Annotated in this window: 18 protein-coding genes and 1 riboswitch; of the genes, 15 read left to right on the top strand and 3 right to left on the bottom strand. The window is 35.4% G+C overall.

All coding sequences use genetic code 11. The annotated features are described in order from the left end of the window. Positions 1-163: 163 nt before the first annotated feature. The 12 genes from ACN6MX_RS15710 to ACN6MX_RS15655 all read left to right on the top strand — a co-directional run bounded on the left by ACN6MX_RS15710 (position 164) and on the right by ACN6MX_RS15655 (position 10,284). Positions 164-730 (top strand): DUF4256 domain-containing protein, encoded by a 567-nt coding sequence (locus tag ACN6MX_RS15710; RefSeq protein WP_419959778.1) that lies wholly within the window; start codon positions 164-166, stop codon positions 728-730. Positions 731-967: 237 nt separating this feature from the next. After that, entirely contained in the window at positions 968-1,621 is a 654-nt protein-coding gene (locus ACN6MX_RS15705; RefSeq protein ID WP_419959777.1) for a M48 family metallopeptidase, read from the top strand. A 1,133-nt stretch (positions 1,622-2,754) separates the two neighbouring features. Continuing rightward, entirely contained in the window at positions 2,755-2,937 is a 183-nt protein-coding gene (locus tag ACN6MX_RS15700; RefSeq protein WP_419959776.1) for a hypothetical protein, read from the top strand. Positions 2,938-3,282: 345 nt separating this feature from the next. After that, positions 3,283-3,687: a GNAT family N-acetyltransferase gene (locus tag ACN6MX_RS15695; protein WP_419962643.1), complete on the top strand. Its 405-nt coding sequence runs from the start codon at positions 3,283-3,285 to the stop codon at positions 3,685-3,687. A 77-nt stretch (positions 3,688-3,764) separates the two neighbouring features. Beyond that, positions 3,765-4,187 carry an SRPBCC family protein gene (locus ACN6MX_RS15690; protein WP_419959775.1) on the top strand — a complete coding sequence of 141 codons (423 nt, stop codon included), beginning with the start codon at positions 3,765-3,767 and terminating at the stop codon, positions 4,185-4,187. 77 nt (positions 4,188-4,264) lie between these two features. Beyond that, complete coding sequence (locus ACN6MX_RS15685; protein ID WP_419959774.1) at positions 4,265-5,137, top strand: aminoglycoside 6-adenylyltransferase; 873 nt, start codon at positions 4,265-4,267, stop codon at positions 5,135-5,137. Positions 5,138-5,440: 303 nt separating this feature from the next. Continuing rightward, positions 5,441-6,280: a phosphate ABC transporter substrate-binding protein gene (locus ACN6MX_RS15680; protein ID WP_419959773.1), complete on the top strand. Its 840-nt coding sequence runs from the start codon at positions 5,441-5,443 to the stop codon at positions 6,278-6,280. A 39-nt stretch (positions 6,281-6,319) separates the two neighbouring features. Continuing rightward, positions 6,320-7,234 (top strand): phosphate ABC transporter permease subunit PstC, encoded by a 915-nt coding sequence (gene pstC, locus ACN6MX_RS15675; RefSeq protein ID WP_419959772.1) that lies wholly within the window; start codon positions 6,320-6,322, stop codon positions 7,232-7,234. Between the two features lies 1 nt (position 7,235). Then, positions 7,236-8,063, top strand: a complete 828-nt coding sequence (gene pstA, locus ACN6MX_RS15670; RefSeq protein ID WP_419959771.1) for a phosphate ABC transporter permease PstA — start codon at positions 7,236-7,238, stop codon at positions 8,061-8,063. Between the two features lie 80 nt (positions 8,064-8,143). Further along, on the top strand, positions 8,144-8,911 hold the full coding sequence (gene pstB, locus ACN6MX_RS15665) for a phosphate ABC transporter ATP-binding protein PstB (protein WP_419959770.1): 768 nt from the start codon (positions 8,144-8,146) through the stop codon (positions 8,909-8,911). A gap of 13 nt (positions 8,912-8,924) precedes the next feature. Next, positions 8,925-9,584 carry a phosphate signaling complex protein PhoU gene (gene phoU, locus ACN6MX_RS15660; RefSeq protein ID WP_419959769.1) on the top strand — a complete coding sequence of 220 codons (660 nt, stop codon included), beginning with the start codon at positions 8,925-8,927 and terminating at the stop codon, positions 9,582-9,584. A gap of 187 nt (positions 9,585-9,771) precedes the next feature. After that, positions 9,772-10,284: a DUF1456 family protein gene (locus ACN6MX_RS15655; RefSeq protein ID WP_419959768.1), complete on the top strand. Its 513-nt coding sequence runs from the start codon at positions 9,772-9,774 to the stop codon at positions 10,282-10,284. A 311-nt stretch (positions 10,285-10,595) separates the two neighbouring features. Here the strand turns inward: ACN6MX_RS15655 and dapA are convergent, their stop codons facing one another. Beyond that, the gene (gene dapA, locus ACN6MX_RS15650; RefSeq protein ID WP_419959767.1) at positions 10,596-11,483 is read right to left on the bottom strand and encodes a 4-hydroxy-tetrahydrodipicolinate synthase; all 888 of its coding nucleotides are present in this window, start codon (positions 11,481-11,483) and stop codon (positions 10,596-10,598) included. 298 nt (positions 11,484-11,781) lie between these two features. Then, positions 11,782-11,961, bottom strand: a riboswitch (Lysine riboswitch). Positions 11,962-12,143: 182 nt separating this feature from the next. On the opposite strand from dapA, the gene ACN6MX_RS15645 reads away from it, so the two are divergent. Then, positions 12,144-13,331 (top strand): DHH family phosphoesterase, encoded by a 1,188-nt coding sequence (locus ACN6MX_RS15645; protein ID WP_419959766.1) that lies wholly within the window; start codon positions 12,144-12,146, stop codon positions 13,329-13,331. A gap of 319 nt (positions 13,332-13,650) precedes the next feature. Next, positions 13,651-14,703 carry an LLM class flavin-dependent oxidoreductase gene (locus tag ACN6MX_RS15640; RefSeq protein ID WP_419959765.1) on the top strand — a complete coding sequence of 351 codons (1,053 nt, stop codon included), beginning with the start codon at positions 13,651-13,653 and terminating at the stop codon, positions 14,701-14,703. Between the two features lie 130 nt (positions 14,704-14,833). On the opposite strand, the gene ACN6MX_RS15635 is transcribed toward ACN6MX_RS15640, so the two are convergent. After that, on the bottom strand, positions 14,834-15,997 hold the full coding sequence (locus ACN6MX_RS15635) for an ABC transporter permease (protein WP_419959764.1): 1,164 nt from the start codon (positions 15,995-15,997) through the stop codon (positions 14,834-14,836). Continuing rightward, positions 15,990-16,739 (bottom strand): ATP-binding cassette domain-containing protein, encoded by a 750-nt coding sequence (locus tag ACN6MX_RS15630; protein WP_419959763.1) that lies wholly within the window; start codon positions 16,737-16,739, stop codon positions 15,990-15,992. Before ACN6MX_RS15630 ends, ACN6MX_RS15635 begins: the two co-directional genes overlap by 8 nt. A gap of 168 nt (positions 16,740-16,907) precedes the next feature. On the opposite strand from ACN6MX_RS15630, the gene ACN6MX_RS15625 reads away from it, so the two are divergent. Further along, positions 16,908-17,606, top strand: coding sequence for a LytR/AlgR family response regulator transcription factor (locus tag ACN6MX_RS15625; protein WP_419959762.1), 699 nt, complete (start codon positions 16,908-16,910; stop codon positions 17,604-17,606). The last annotated feature ends 4 nt before the right edge of the window (positions 17,607-17,610 follow it).

The raw sequence follows: 17,610 nt of genomic DNA, 5'->3' as shown, positions 1-17,610 counted from the left end.
CTTTTAAAAAAGAATTTTCGAAAAATAGTTAAACTCTTTCCTTTATCAAGTTATTTGTCTTTAATGAACAAGGTGTGGTTCAATTATCGCAAGCTTGAACTATCGACTAAACTGTGTGAAGATAAAATAAATAGGACAAGTGATATAATTAGGAGGTACTAATATGACAAAGGAAAATTTGGAGTTGCCATTAGAACAGCATGAGGAATTACTTAGTGTATTGAAAAACCGTTTTGAGAAAAACATGAATCGTCATGATGGTATTGAATGGATGAGTGTCCAAGCAAGGCTAGAAGCGAATACTGAAAAAATGTGGTCACTTTATGAAATGGAAAAAACTGAAGGGGAACCTGATGTTGTTGGTTATGATAAGGAAAATGACAAGTATATTTTTAATGACTGTTCAGCAGAAAGTCCCAAGGGCCGCAGAAGTTTTTGTTACGACCGTAAAGCATTGGATTCAAGAAAAAAACATAAGCCAGAAAATAGCGCTATTGATATGGCAACAGCGATGGGCATTGAACTTTTAACGGAAGAACAATACCGAGAGTTGCAGAAACTGGGGAATTTTGATTTGAAAACGTCTAGCTGGGTGCAAACACCTGCCAATATTAGAAAACTTGGCGGGGCCATATTTTGTGATTATCGTTACGATACTGTCTTTGTGTACCACAATGGTGCTGACTCCTACTATGCTGCAAGAGGTTTCCGTGGCTCGCTGAGAGTCTAAAATTCCTTGTCTTTCTGTTCCAGAGATATCACCAATGGAAGGGTATTTCATACTTCAATTACTGGAGTTTTAAATAGTATTAGAATATAAATTGAGAGTTAAGGTGTCATATCCTAAAACAAACCAAAGTTGTATAGGATATAACACCTTTTACTATGTCTGATTGTAAGAGATTATTTTTATTAATGAATAGGAACACTAGTTACGAACTAATAATATATAAAAATGAGGATATTTATGAAAGTTGAAATTGAAAATAATATGATTGAATTTAGTGTTCAGTATGGGAATGCCAAGAAATTATCTATTCATATAGATTCTTTTGGTTTCTTAACTGTTAAAGCCCCAAAAGACACAAGTAAAGAGATTATTGTTAGTGCAATAAGAAGTAAAGGGAAATGGATACTAGACAAAATTCATGAGATTAGTACAGCTCGAGAAATACCCAAGGCAAGAGAGTATCACGCTCTCGGGAAGTTCTTGTACATGGGAGAAGAAAGATTTCTTCAAGAATTAATAGATTGTAGTGAGTTAAATGAAGAGGTACTTAAAAAAAATCTCAAGAGATTCTATATCAATAGATGTAAGGCGATTGTAGAAGAACGGATAAAAATATATCAAAAACAACTGAAAGTAAAGCCTAAAATCATTGAAATAGTAGAATCTAAAGTCAAGTGGGGTAGTTGTAGTTCGGATAAAAAGTTAACCTTTAATTATCGTCTTGCTATGGCTCCAATAGAAGTGATCGATTATGTGGTAATCCATGAATTATGTCATATAACTCATATGAATCATGATCGATCATTTTGGCGACGTGTTGGAAGTATTATGCCAGATTATAAAGAAAAAGAAGAGTATCTAGCAAGGCATGGTCATTCGATGTCACTTTAAAAAACGATCACATTTTCAAAAAAATGTGATCGTTTTTCTTAAAGAATAAGAAAGTATATAAAAATGTACCATGAGCACTGGATTTATAGCACTTTAAAAAATGAATAATACTTGTGATTTCCGTTTCAGGTGGACGCTTTCCGTGGGGTGAGCGATGAGCTATCACCGTCGCTAGCGCGTCGATGTGATAGCTCATCTGTCTCACTCATCCCACTGGAGTCGCCACCTTACACTCCAATCAATATAGTGTGTATTACTCCACTATAAGATTTAGCATAGCTTATCACTTTGATGATAAGATTGGTCAAATTTTAGAGAGTGATAAAGTTATTTGTAATCGTTTTTGAATTATATATTCTATTAATTATCCAAAGAAGGATCAACAGAGTAGATTTTCTTTAATACTAGTGGAAATAAAGAAAAATAGTAAGTAGTTACTAAATAAAGAAGCAAAATAGCGAACGAAATTGCATCTTCGTGAGCTTACTCTATCAATTAGAAAGTATCTTATCACTAGTTACCCAAAACCGTATTAACCTGTTTTTAAAAGTTGTAGAAGGGTGAAGGACAGAAAAAGTGAAACTTCAATCAGTGGGGCTTTTTTTTCCACTGATTGTTAGTTGAACCATTCGGGCTTTTACGGGCAGTTATCTACTGCCCGTTAATGCGGGACAAATGCCCTAAAATTACCGAAAAAGGAGAGGCTGGTTGTGACGTCAGTCGCAACCAGCTTCTTTAAAAAATATTCGGTAATAATATAGCAAAACGTCTGTCCAAAGCCCTTCGAAAACGATAAAAACAGGTTTTGACCTTAAAGGACCGGGCGTATTTTTGCCTGGTTTTTCTTATTAAACCCTGTGTAAGAGACATTCATGTTGATTCGGAGAATGTTGTGATTTTCATGTTTGTTTCTGACACAGGGTGCATTATAATTTCATGAAACAATCTATTATTAACAAAAAATAATATGTTTTGTTTCATATTCAATTTTTATCTGCAATGCAAATCTAACTAAATTCCTTATTCATGTGTGCATACCCTCTATGTGTCTTAGGTGTTTGCATATTTTATAGAGAGGAGAAGAATTGTATTTATTGTCCTCTTTGACTAATTTATAGAAGGGAGGAATGGACATGCTGTTTTTTGGAAATGAAATACGGAAAGTAAGTAAAAAAGTGGGGCCGTCGGGATATAGTGTAATGCGATTACAAGACCCACGCATAAATGGACAATTGCGGAAGGATCAGAAAGCCCGGGAGACGGAAGCAAAGGAGATTGAGAATCGTAGAAAACGCTCCTTGAACGGAGATAACTGATTAGGATAAAAGACGTTGCTTCACTGGGAAAGTGTGGCTCCGTCTTTTTATTTTATAGATATGATTGATTTTAATGTTCAGTAGGGAAATGGCAAGAAGTTATCCATTCATTTAGATTCTTTTGGTTTCCTAATTGTTAAAGTCCCAAAAGAAAGGTGGACAACTGTTTCTCTACTTCCAATACATAGGTGGATTATTTTTATTTTAGAAAATACAAAATATTGCATTTTTTAATGATTAACGTATAGTATTACTTAGAATGCTTGGAGGTTATATATTTGTTACTTTACTTTTGATATGTATCATCTATCTAATAAGTTAATATAAATTAGGAGCTGATATATGATGTTGTACAAAAACTCAACCGGTGATATTTCTTCTGATATGTTAGAGGGCTTTTTTGTGGATTGGCCAAATCGACCAAATTCACAAACTCATTTAAGACTGTTAAATAACAGCAGTAAAGTGATTATTGCGATTGATGATAATAGAAATCAGGTAGCTGGATTTATTACTGCTATAAGTGATGGAGTTCTATCTGCCTATATTCCATTTCTAGAGGTTTTGCCAGAATACAAAAATAAAGGTATAGGTAAGGAATTAGTAAGTCGGATGCTAAAAGAACTTGCTGACATTTATATGATTGATTTATGTTGTGACGACGACTTAGTTCCTTATTATGATAAGTTTGGAATGACGAAGACAAATGGAATGGTTTTTAGAAACTATAAAATGCAATCTGGAAATTGATTTCGGATAAAATAAGAAGGTATAATTGTTTGGAACAGAGAATCTAAAGAGAATAGCTTAAAAAAGGAGCGGAAAAAATGGACAAGAATAATTCAGTAATAACAATTGAAGCAATTGTGCATGCACCAGTTGAAAAAGTATGGGAATATTGGACAGTGCCGGATCATATAACGAAGTGGAATAATGCCTCTGATGATTGGCATACACCACATGCTGAAAATGATTTAAGAGCAGGTGGGAAATTTGTTACGAGAATGGAAGCAAAGGATGGAAGCTTTGGTTTTGATTTTGGAGGGATTTATGATGAAGTGCGTGATCAAGAGTTCATTTCTTATAAATTAGAAGATGGAAGAAAAGTTGAAATTACATTTATCCCACTAGAAAACGATACGAAAGTGGTAGAAGTTTTCGATCCTGAAACGACAAATCCAATTGAAATGCAACAAGAAGGATGGCAGTCGATATTAAACAATTTCAAAAAGCATGCTGAGCAACAGTAATTTAAAATAAGGTGCCTGGTTCTAATACAATTCTGTATTTAGAACCAGGCACCTTTCAATACAGGAGGCAAATCAGTATGAGAACTTCAAAAGAAATAACTGAATTAGTTTTGAATTATGCAGAGAATGATGAAAGAATTCGTGCAGTAGGACTAAATGGATCGCGAACGAATCCAAATGCCCCAAAGGATCTGCTTCAGGACTTTGATATTGTATATCTTGTAACAGATATGGATTCGTTTATGGATGATAAGCATTGGATAGATGTATTCGGTGAACGAATCATTATGCAAACTCCGGAGAGTATGTCCATGTTCCCATCACAGTTAGGAGGAAGATTTTCTTATTTAATGTTATTTACCGATGGAAACCGTATTGACCTTACACTTGTTCCGATGGAAGAAAAAGAGATATACTGCCAAGAGGATAAGTTAACAGTTATTTTAATGGACAAGGATAACTGCCTACCAGAAGTAGCATCTCCAACAGACGAAGATTATTGGATAAAGCGTCCTTCTGCTGAATTTTTTGCTGATTGCTGCAATGAGTTTTGGTGGGTATCTACATATGTGGCAAAGGGATTGTGGAGAATAGAAATTCTTTATGCTCATGAGCATCTAAATAATATTCTCAGACCAATGCTGCTTCAAATGATTGAATGGAAGGTTGGAATTGATAATGACTATTCCGTTAGCGTAGGTAAATGCGGTAAGTATTTGGAAAAGTATCTTTCGGAAAAGTGCTGGAATGAGCTACTTTCTACTTATGCCAGCGGAAGTTATGATGATGTATGGAGAGCGTTGTTTGCAATGGCTAGTTTGTTTCGAACTACAGCTATATATGTCGCTAATACATTAGGATTTAATTATAAAAGTAAAGAGGATGAGAGAGTTACTTCATATTTAAATCATATAAAGCGCTTATCTTCAAATGCAACTGAAATCTATTAATAAAAATACATCTTAAAAAAAGCTCGAAGGTTCAACATTGAATTTTCGAGTTTTTTTTATTTTTGTACCAAATAGAATGATTTTGAAATAATTGGAAAGTAATATAGTACCGATTTAAACTCAAACTAAGTTATCTTTCACACGCTAAATTTTAACAATATTTAACAAAAACCATATTGTTTTTAACGAAATTTACAAAAGCTTTACAAATGAAGTGTCTAAAATTTACACTATACATTTATTCTACAATTAGACAAAAACCGTCATAGAAAAAATACCTAACATATTTTTTGGAGGTAAGAAATGATCAGCTTAAAAAAGTTAAAAATAGGATTATTAATGCTATCAATATTTACTGTGTTAGCAGCATGTACAAACAATAATAATGATTCACAAGAGTCAAATGGTAGTAATGCAACAGTATCTATTTCAGGTTCTACCTCTGTAGGACCGCTTGCTGAAAAATTAGCAGCAAAGTATACAGAGGAAGACAACACGAATATTGAAATAAATCAAATTGGTTCTTCAGCAGGAATTACTAACGCTATAAGTGGAGTGTCAGAGATAGGGATGTCATCGCGTGATTTAAAAGAAGAAGAAATAGCGAGTGGTTTGAATGAAGTAGTTATTGCTTACGATGGAATTGTAGTAGTAACTCACCCAAGTAACAAAGTAAAAGATCTTACGATGGAGCAAATAAAACAGATTTTTACTGGAGAAGTGACAAATTGGAATGAACTTGGTGGAGATGACTTGGAAATCGTTGTAGTTTCTCGCGAGGATGGATCAGGTTCACGCGATGCATTTCAAGAAATTGTAGACTACAGCTCGGGTGAGTTGATAAGAAATGCAATTATCGCAAGTGGTAATGGAAATATTAAAACAACTGTAGCGAATAATAAACATGCAGTTGGTTTTATCTCTTTTGAATACATTGATGAATTGATTTCAACTATCGATATTAATGGCGTCGAAGCAACTGCCGAAAATGTTTTACAAGAAAAATATAGCTTGTCCAGACCGTTTTTATTTGTCTATAAGGAAGGACAATTAACAGATGCAGGACAACGATTTATAGATTTTATCCTAAGTGAAGATGGACAACTCATTGCAGCAGAAGCAGGAGCAATCCCTGTAAAGTAGACAACAACAGAATATTTGACTTAATTTTGGAGGTATAAGGTGTCTATCCCAACAACTAACAAGCGGGCCGTAGAAATCGGCAAAGCAAATAAAAGGAAGTATATGTTAGAGAAAGTGTCTTCAAGAGTATTCTTGATCTGTGCACTGCTCTCCGTAATAACTTTATTGTTAATCATTGGATTTGTATTCTATAAAGGAGCTCATCCCTTTATAGCAGAGGGTTATAGCTTTTTAGACTTTATTTTTGGTAGTGACTGGGTACCGAGTGAAGATAAATTCGGTATATTCCCAATGATTGTTGCGTCCATTTTTGCAACAATTGGAGCATTAATCATTGGAGTTCCTATTGGCTTATTTACAGCTATTTTTCTAGCAGAAATTGCCTCGAAAAGGTTAGCCAAAATTATTTCGCCGGCAATTCAGCTGCTAGCGGGTATTCCATCGGTATTATATGGCGTATTTGGACTTGCAATCATTGTTCCATTTTTACAAAATACATTTGGCTTAGTGAAAGGGCAAAGCTTAATAGCAGTTATTCTTGTGCTAGCAATCATGATGCTACCTACAATTGTGACTGTAGCAGAGACAGCGATTCGTGCTGTCCCGCAAACATATCGTGAAGGTTCATTGGCCCTTGGGGTATCCCAAATTGGGACAATCTTTAAAGTAATTGTACCGGCAGCAAAATCAGGGATAATGACCGCAATCGTATTAGGCCTAGGCCGAGCAATTGGGGAAACGATGGCAGTTATTTTAGTAGCAGGTAATAGTTTAATCGTTCCAACTAGCTTAACAGATAGTGTTCGTCCACTAACGACAAATATTGCATTAGAAATGGGTTATGCATTCGGTACACATCAAGATATGTTATTTGCAACCGGAATTGTTTTATTTTCATTTATTTTAATACTAAACTTTGTATTAGCAAAAATTAGTGCCAAGGGAGGTAGCTAAGATGAGACAATTTAAAGATAACTTACTTCGAGGACTATTGTGGTTATCAGCTTTCTTATCAGTTGCCGTCCTCGTAATGATTGTTGGATTTATCTTTTATAAAGGGATTGGCTTGATCAGCTTCAATTTCATCTTTGGTGATTATTCTCCAGAGGGAGATGGTGGTATTTGGCCAATGATTGTAACAACTATATATACAGTTCTTATTTCGTTAATCATTGCAACACCTATCGGAATATTAGCAGCTGTTTACTTGCAGGAATATGCTAAACAAGGGCGGTTAGTTAGATTAATACGCTTTGCAACAGAAAGTTTAACAGGGATTCCCTCTATCATTTATGGGTTGTTTGGAGCGGTATTCTTTGTAACAACATTAAAATTAGGTATGTCGATTCTAGCTGCTTCATTAACCTTAACGATTATAGTGTTACCAGTAATCATTCGAACAACGGAAGAAGCATTAAAAACAGTGCCACGTTCATATCGCGAAGGTTCCTTAGCGCTTGGAACAACAAAATTACAAACATTATATAAAGTAATTTTACCTAGTTCAATGCCAGGAATTTTGACTGGTATTATCCTTTCAGTCGGAAGAATTGTTGGAGAATCAGCTGCAATATTCTTAACGGCTGGGACAGTAGCTGCTATGCCGGAGGGTATTCTATCATCGGCCAGAACTTTAACTGTACATGCTTATTTAGTAACACAAGAATCTGGAGACATTGAACTTGCTGCAGCAGTAGGTATTGTATTAATAGTACTTATTTTAGCGATTAATCTTTCGGCAACATATATCTCAAAAAAGTTTAACAAAGCTACAAATAAATAAGAGTGAGTTAAAGAGTCTATAGTAATAGAACATGCTGAGCTAATGACCAAATAAATTATGTAGGGAAGGTATTTTAGCATATGGAGCAACGTAAAGAAGCATCGATAATTAATGTAAGGGATTTAAATTTATTTTATGGTGAGAAACAAGCACTATTCGGAGTCGATCTTGCTATTCATGAAAAAGAGGTTACTGCTTTAATCGGTCCTTCAGGCTGTGGTAAATCAACTTTTTTACGAACACTAAATCGTATGAATGATTTAATAGATGGTGTGAAAATTACAGGAGATATTATCATCAATCATGAAGACATTTATAAATCAAATGATGTGATCAAACTACGTACAAAAGTAGGAATGGTATTTCAAAAACCTAATCTATTTCCTATGAGTATCTATGACAATGTTGCCTATGGACCAAGAATGCAAGGTATTAAAAACAAGAAAGAATTAAATATAATTGTTGAAGATAGTTTACGCAGTGCAGCGATTTGGGATGAAGTAAAAGACCGCCTTAAAACATCAGCACTTGGTTTGTCGGGTGGTCAGCAACAACGTGTATGTATCGCTCGTGCTATAGCTATGAAACCGGATATTATTCTAATGGACGAGCCAACTTCTGCATTAGACCCAATTTCTACATTAAAAATAGAAGAGCTAATAACCAATATGAAAGAAGATTATACCATTGTCATTGTGACACATAATATGCAACAAGCAGCCCGAATTTCTGATAAAACAGCGTTTTTCTTAAATGGAGAAATAGTTGAATACGATGACACAGATAACATATTCTCTACACCACAGGATCAAAGAACAGAAGATTACGTAACAGGGCGATTTGGTTAATAGGAGGCTTTAAATGAGTATTCGAGTAAACTTTGAGAATAATTTAGAGGAATTAAAAAGTAAAATCACTGAAATGGGTGAACTATCAATTGTTGCCCTAGAAAGATCTTTTAAGGCATTAAAAACACAGGATGTGGAGATTGCTTTAAAAGTTATTGAGGGTGATACAGCGATTGATAATCTTGAAATAGAAATTAACCAATTTGCAATATGGATTATGGCAAAAGAAGCACCGGTTTCAAGAGATTTACGCGAGATAATTGGTGTACTTAAAATTTCATCTGAAATTGAACGGGTCGCTGATTTTGGTGTAAATATTGCAAAAGCAACTATCAAGATAGGTAATACAACATCTTTACTAGATATTACGCAACTAGAGAAGATGAAGGACATATCGATTGAAATGCTTCGAAAAGCACTACGGTCTTTCTTAGAGGAAAATATCCTGCTTGCTAAAGAAGTTGGTGACTTAGAGGAGGATGTGGATCAATATAGTGCTGAAACTTATAAAAGACTTACTGCTTATTTAAGTGAACATTCAGAAGAAACAAATCAGCTTGTACAATTATTATTTGTTAATCGTTTTCTTGAGAGAACAGCAGACCATATAACAAATATTGCTGAAAGCACAGCGTATTTGATAAAAGGTCAAATATATGATTTTAATTCATAAAACTATTAACAAGTGGAAATAAAAAACTGGAGGAGAAAATGAATAATTTTCTTCTCCGGTTTTTTGCTAGCTCATTTTATAGAGGAAGTGCTATTCTAGTATAAGCTAGTTTCCAAGAGTAGGTAGTTACAGTTAGAATTGAATTGGTGAAAATGGAGAATACAATGCTTACATAGGAGGCTTATAAATGGAGAATAATGATATTTTAATCAGATTGAGATATGCCCTAGATATTAAAAACAAAGACATGGTTGAGATCTTTAAACTAGGAGGGGTAGAAGTTACAAAAGAAGAAGTATTAAAAATTCTTACGAAATCAAAAGAAGATAATGAAGAAGAAGAAGTAGTAGAAGATGAAAACCACATTAAGTGTAATAATAAAATGCTGGAATCATTTTTGAATGGCTTAATCACGTATAAAAGAGGCAAACAGGATCCAAAACCAGAACAACCTGCAAATCCAGAGCCTGTAGTACAGCAGAAGGACCATGTGAATAATATGTTGTTGAAGAAGCTTAAGGTAGCCTTACAATTAACAACAGAGGATATGCTAGAAGTATTGGATGATGGAGGTATTGCTGTTTCAAAAGGTGAACTAGGTGCTATTTTACGAAAGCCTGGACATCGTAATTATAAAGAATGCGGAGATAATTTTGCTCGTAAATTCTTAAAAGGCTTAGCGGTTAAATATAGAAGTTAAAGTAAAAAGTGTCTATTCAATAAAGAAAAAGGGAAGCGCCAGAAATTGTATCTTCTGGCGCTTCTTTTATATGTAAGAAAGAGCTTCATCTCTTCTTCCCAAAAGCTGTACTAACTAGTTTCTAAAGTTGATGAAGAGCGACGGACAGATAAACGCAATAAAATTAACAAGAAAAGAGATGCTGATTGTGACGTCAGTCACGATCAGCATCTCAAAAAATCAATCGGTAATAATATAAGCAAAACGTCTGTCCAAAGCCTTTAGAAAACGTTGGAAACAGGCTTTGACCTTAAGTGGCACTTACGTTTTTCTTAAGAAGATACTGTTTCTAATTGCGCGGCTAATACACTCTGTAAAGTACTTAGTTCCTCTTCATTTAAAGGAATCATAGGTAAGCGAACGCCCCCTACAGGAACTCCTTTTAAGTTTAAAGCTGTTTTTACAGGTGTTGGATTGGGTGCTGCAAATAATGCTTTCATAACAGGTAATAGTCTGCGGTGATCCTTAGCAGCCTCCTGAACATTGCCAGCGTTGAACTTTGCAATCATTGCTTGCATTTCATTTCCAATAACATGAGATGCCACTGAAATGACACCTGCTCCACCAATCGATAGTACTGGGATTGTTAACCCATCATCACCGCTATAAAGCGAAAAGTCTTCAGGTGTACTGCTAATGATTTCTGACATTGCATCTAAATTTCCGCCTGCTTCTTTAATAGCGACGATATTTGGTATTTCGGAAAGTCGGATAACTGTTTCCACTGACATATTGACAACACTACGACCTGGAATATTGTATAGAATAATTGGTAAAGATGTGACAGCTGCGATTGTTTGGAAGTGTTGGTACAATCCTTCTTGTGATGGCTTATTGTAATAAGGAACAACAAGCATAATACCATCTACACCTGCATCAGCTGCACGTTTTGTTAACTCGATGGACTCTTTTGTATTATAAGAGCCGGTACCAGCAATTACTGGAACTCTCCCATTCACAACCTCCACTGTAAATTTAAACAGCTGGACTTTTTCTTCTTCTGTTAACGTCGGAGACTCTCCAGTTGTACCAGATACGACTAAGCCCTCTGTTCCACTCTCGATTAAGTAATTTATTAGGTTCTGTGTAGCTGGAAAATCTATCTCCTCATTATGATCAAAAGGAGTCACCATAGCAGTTAATATTTGTCCAAAATTCATAACTTCTCCACATCCTATCGTTTTATTATTAAAAATTCAGGGAGAAGGGCGGTATCAATTACGCCTCGGTGTAATTGCGTCCAGATTTTGAATTGCGCTAAGGCCTGCGTGATGCAGGTCAGGTAGCCGTTGTCGCATGGATGCGACGTACTTAGGCTAACATCCTTTAAGAACTCCCTTCAAAATTTGTGACATCCGCCGGAGGCTTAACTTGAAATTTGTTTAGTCAAGTTAAGTAGACGCAAAAAAGCAACAACGAGGGCTCGTTGCTGCAGTAGAAATAATGTAATATTTCTGTGCGTAAGATAGCCCTCCATATAGTCTCCTATATGACAATCCAGTGTCTATTCAACAGCTGAACCAGCTTCAAGAAAAATGAGATTCTTTTAACTTCGGCAAATTCCCCTTTCAACTATCATCATAGGATCTCATTATCCTCCGAAAGTATACTGATGGTCTTCGCGCCTCTATCCTTACTTCAAATGTATTTGAAATAAGAGAATATTTAATTACTAAAATAATACATGGTTTTTAATACTATTGCAACAGATTACCTGTAAAATAAGTATTAACTTATTTTTATGGCATTATAAACTATATTTTTGATGAAAATTAATAAGTTTCACACGTTAAAACCATACTATACTAGAGGTGAAAAGAATGTATAAATTATTGTCTCATAATGATTTAGATGGAGTCGGATGTGGCATCTTAGCAAAGCTAGCTTTTGGAGAGCAAGTAAAGGTGCGTTATAATTCGATTTCATCTCTGAATCGAGAGATTGAATACTTTTTAGAAAATGATGAGCCAGATACTTTTTTATTTGTAACTGATTTGACTCCAAATGAAGATAATGAAAAAAGACTTAATGATTTTTATAATGCAAAAGGAAAGGTCCAACTAATCGATCATCATAAATCCGCTTTACACTTTAATGATTATGAGTGGGGATATATTTTAGTAGAAGACGATGAAGGTAAACCAACTTCCGCTACTTCATTATTATATGAGTATCTTGTAACAAATAACCTGTTGCAACCAAGCGAGGCAGTATCTGAGTTTGTAGAATTAGTTAGACAGTATGATACATGGGAGTGGGAAAAGAATGGGAACCACCAGGCTCATTCACTAAACTCTCTTTTCTATTTAATATCGATGGAAGAATTTGAAGAAAAAATAATGGAACGACTTCGAACGAGTGACCATTTTGATTTTGATGAATTTGAAAAGAAAATATTGAAAATGGAAGCAGACAAGATTGACAGATATATTCGTCGAAAGAAAAAAGAGATTGTTCAAGCAAACATAGGGGAGCATTTAGCTGGTATTGTGTATGCAGAAACTTACCATTCAGAGCTAGGCAATGAACTAGGAAAAGAATATCCACATCTTGACTATATAGCGATTGTAATCATGGGAGGGAAAAGAATCTCCCTTCGTACAATTTATGACGATATTGATGTATCTGAAGTCGCTGGACAATTCGGCGGAGGAGGACATCAAAAAGCATCTGGCTGTACTTTAACAGAGGAAGCATATAAGTTATTTGTTTTGGACACCTTCCATCTCTCACCGATACTGGCAGACGCAAAAAGAAATCAATATAACTTGAAACTATCATCATTCGGTTCATTTTATATGAATAGAAATAATGATACGTTCATCTTGTATTCTAAAAACAGTCAGGATTGGATACTTGAAAAAAATAAAATTGAATTGGAACAAACCTTTACAAGTTTTGAGGATGGCGAGCGTTTCTTAAAAAGAAACTATGAGGCAGCTTTGGTAAGGGATGAGCTGTTTGTTGATTACTTAATGAGTGAAGTGAAGAAAAGAGACAACTTATAAAGACTTTTCTTTGGTGAAAACGTATTTCTGAATTTTGAGCGGAAAAGTAATTGACTTTTATACCATTTACTTGCGTTCATCCGCCAAATACTTGCTTTCATCAAGACGGTACTAGCGGGTTGTTCTTGCTTACTTGCTTTCAATCTGGATTTACTTGCTCTCGGAGTAGCTTTACTTTCAGAGTGGAATATTTAACCAATATTTACTTCCTCTAATGAAACGGGATAATTGAATATAAATAGAATGATAAGGTATGATTAAAATCGACAGAATCTTTTATAAAAACAATGGAACCGCAGAATTAAAGGGGGCAAATCAAATGGAAATTGGAATAACAACGTTCGTAGAAACAACTCCAGATGTAAAAACAGGAAAAGTAATCAGCCATGCAGAGCGTATTCGTGAGGTCGTGGAGGAAATTGTATTAGCAGATCAAGTAGGTTTAGATGTCTTTGGTGTAGGTGAACATCACCGAAAGGATTATGCGGCTTCTGCGCCAGCTGTTCTTCTAGCTGCAGCTGCTTCACAGACAAAACAAATAAGACTTACAAGCGCTGTTACGGTACTTTCTTCTGATGACCCAGTACGAGTATTTGAGGAGTTTTCGACGTTAGATGCTATTTCCAATGGTCGTGCAGAAATCATGGCTGGACGTGGTTCATTTATCGAATCATTCCCACTTTTTGGATACGATCTAAAGGACTATGATGAATTGTACGAAGAAAAGTTAGATTTGCTTTTGAAAATACGTGAGTCTGAAATGGTTACATGGGACGGTAAGCACCGAGCTGCAATTCAGAATCGTGGAGTTTATCCACGTCCCGTACAAAACCCACTACCGATTTGGATCGCTAGTGGTGGAACTCCCCAATCTGTTGCGAGAGCTGGTTTTCTAGGGTTGCCACTAGTGTTGGCAATTATTGGAGGAAGCCCGCTACAGTTTGAACCACTCGTAAAGCTATATAAAAAAGCAGCAACTCAAGCTGGTCATGACGTATCGAAGCTGACAGTTGCTTCTCACTCTCATGGATTCGTAGCCGAAAGTACCGATATTGCAGTAGATAAATTTTTCCCGCCGACACAGCAAGCGATGAACGTTTTAGGAAGAGAACGTGGATGGGGTCCGTATACTCGTTCAACCTTTGATGCTGCGCGTAGCCTTGAAGGTGCTTTATACGTAGGAGATGTAAAGACGGTAGCTGATAAAATTATATTCCTTCGTAAAAACGTGGGTATCACACGCTTTATGCTTCATGTACCAGTTGGATCAATGCCTCATGAAGACGTAATGAAAGCAATTGAACTACTTGGTAAAGAAGTGGCACCGATAGTACGTACAGAAATAGATAGATGGGAAGCTGAGGATAATTAATATAGCTCTCTATATTATGTAAAAGCTGTTAACGTTACAATGCCTATTTTTATACTCAATAAAATAGCACGACAAACTGTGTTCCGATAATACCGCAGTTTGTCGTGCTGTTTTGTTATGGAAATACTGTCTATTTGTTAGATAAAATCCAACGATCTTTCATAAATAAAATACGACCAATAAAGAAAATAATAATTGCTAATAGAATATTACTGCTTAGTGTCAGTAAAATATGTTCTACATTCAACACACCAAAAAATAACTCTTTAAAGATTGTAAATAAGTTCATTAAGGGAACTACAAAATGTATAGTTGATAATTCATTTAAACCTAAACTTGACGTAAGTAACGCTGGCAACATGACAATCATTGTTACAGGTGTTCCATAACTTTGGGATTCTTTTACCGTTTTCGCTAAAATACTTGTTACCATTAAGGCAGATGCCATAAGTGCAGCAAACGCTATTATTACTAATAATGCTACCACTGCTATCCATATTGCTTCATTGTTTTCAAATGCCAAACCTTCTTTTAATTTCTCGGTAAAGAATATAATCTCCACTGTGACAATGAGTAAGGTAATGATGCCTGTCAAACTTGCTATAATCACCATGGTTATCCATTTTCCTAATAATAGAGCACTACGGTTCACTGGAGTCATCAATAAAGCTTCCATTGTCCGGCGTTCTTTTTCACCAGCGACTAAATCAGAAGCCGATGGGCCAACTCCCACACCTACTGCAACCGATAGCATTAACGGAACTAAGAATGCAATTAACATCATAGAAGAATCACCTTCTACCGTTTGGACTTGTTCAATTATAAAGGGTGTTAATAGTTCACTTTCTATATTATTTTGTTGTAAGCGTTCCGCAACGATTTGTTGATTATATTGGCCAAATGCAGACTCGATATAGCTGGCAGCGAGCGCGCTTTTTTGACTGTATGAATCGCCAAGTACTTGAATGGTTGGTGTATTCTCGTTTGTTATTTGCTGTTCAAAGTCAGATGGAATTATTACTCCAGCTAATGCATCGCCATTCGCTATAGTTTCTTCCACATTTGCAACACCTGTCACTTCCATATTGTCATAAGAAGTGAGTAATTGCTTTGCAAATTCAAGTTGCTCTTCATTTACGACAATCCCGTAAGTTTCATCTTCATCACTAGTTAATAAATTTTCATAGAAGAACACAAGTGCACTCATGAGGACCAGCGGAAGCAATACTGTAAGAAGTAAGGTTCTACGATCTCGAAAACTATCTTTCAATTCTTTTTTTAAAATATTAAGCATCCTTTTGTCCTCCTCGTACTAACTTACTCATAAAGATATAGTTTAAGTCTTGATTATTTTCTTCTTTATAAAGTTCTTCAAGAGTTCCTTCATAAACTAATTCACCTTTATGAATCATTGCGACTCGATCGCAAAGCGTAGTTATTTCTTCTACATAATGACTAGAGAAAATAATCGTTTTGCCTTCCCCTTTTAGCTGATGAACGAGTTGGCGAAATACACTCGAAGATGTAATATCAAGACCTGTAGTCGGTTCATCAAAAAGAATAATATCGGGATCATGCAGAATCGTTCTTGCAATGGCTACTTTTTGTCGCATTCCTTTCGAAAAACCACCTACTCTACGATCTAAGTAGTCGCGCATACCAAAAGTTTTTGCTAGCTTTTCAATACGCACTTTTGTCTCATGTGCGCCTAAGCCATATAAGGAGGCAAAGTATTCTAGGTTCTCTCGGGCTGTTAGACGATCATACAAACCTGTCTCACTTCCGAATAATACACCGAGTCTTTTTTTTACTTCATCAGATTCTTTCACTGTATTAAAGCCGTCAACATGAATTTCACCATTCGAGGGTTGAATGAGTGTAGCAATTGAACGAAGTAAGGTTGTTTTCCCAGCTCCATTTTCACCAAGTAGTCCGAGAACTTCACCTTCTTCAATTTTTAAAGAAACATGCTTTAAAGCTGTTACGTACTTCTTTTTTTCATAGAACTGCTTTGTCACTTCTTGTATATGAATCATATTTTTCACCTCTGTTATTTATTGTCTTTATCTTACTAAGGAAAGCACTGGCTGTCTGCGAAGATGTCGCGAAAGAGCCATTTGAGGTCGCCAAACGGGTAAAACAAAGTAACTTATGCCAGAAAATTCATTTTAGTGTAAAATTAATAAGGTATAAGGGGAGATAATATGAGAGTAGGACTAGTTGATGACAGACAAATAGATTTAGATAAATTACAAGGAATTATCACAACGATTGAAAAGGTTGATATAGTTTTTGCGACAACTTCTGCGACAACAGCTTATGAAGAAATCAAAAAGCAATCCGTTGATTTACTTATTGCTGATATTGAGATGCCTGACCTCACGGGCTATGAACTAGCAGACATTATCCATTCACATGCACTTAATATCTCAGTTATTTTTGTAACAGCGAATAGCGGATATGCGGTCCATGCTTTTGAAATAAATGTACATGACTACATTATGAAACCATATACAAAAGAGCGTCTCATTCATTCAATTGAGCGTTTGATGGCGAAACAATATAAATCCGAAATGACTGGACGTTTATATATTAAACAAAAAAATGATATTCATATTATTCAAAAGCAAGATATTATTTTTATCGAACGCACTGGACGTTCAACAATGATTCATACTAAAAATGGTCCCATCAAAACCTATCAGACATTAAATGAATTAGAAGGTGAATTAAGAGAACGTTCGTTCTTGAGATCCCACCGTTCCTTCATTATTAATATTCTTTACATCATGAATTTTTCTTTGTATGCAAAAAATTCCTATCTAGTTTCTTTTGAGAAAATAGAGGAAAAGGCTGTAATTACAAAAGAAAATATTGATATACTTCAACGGAATTATTTCTGAGGTG

Source organism: Psychrobacillus sp. BM2 (genome assembly GCF_048572895.1).
Lineage (GTDB): Bacteria > Bacillota > Bacilli > Bacillales_A > Planococcaceae > Psychrobacillus.
This window is presented reverse-complemented; position numbering and strand designations above follow the sequence as displayed.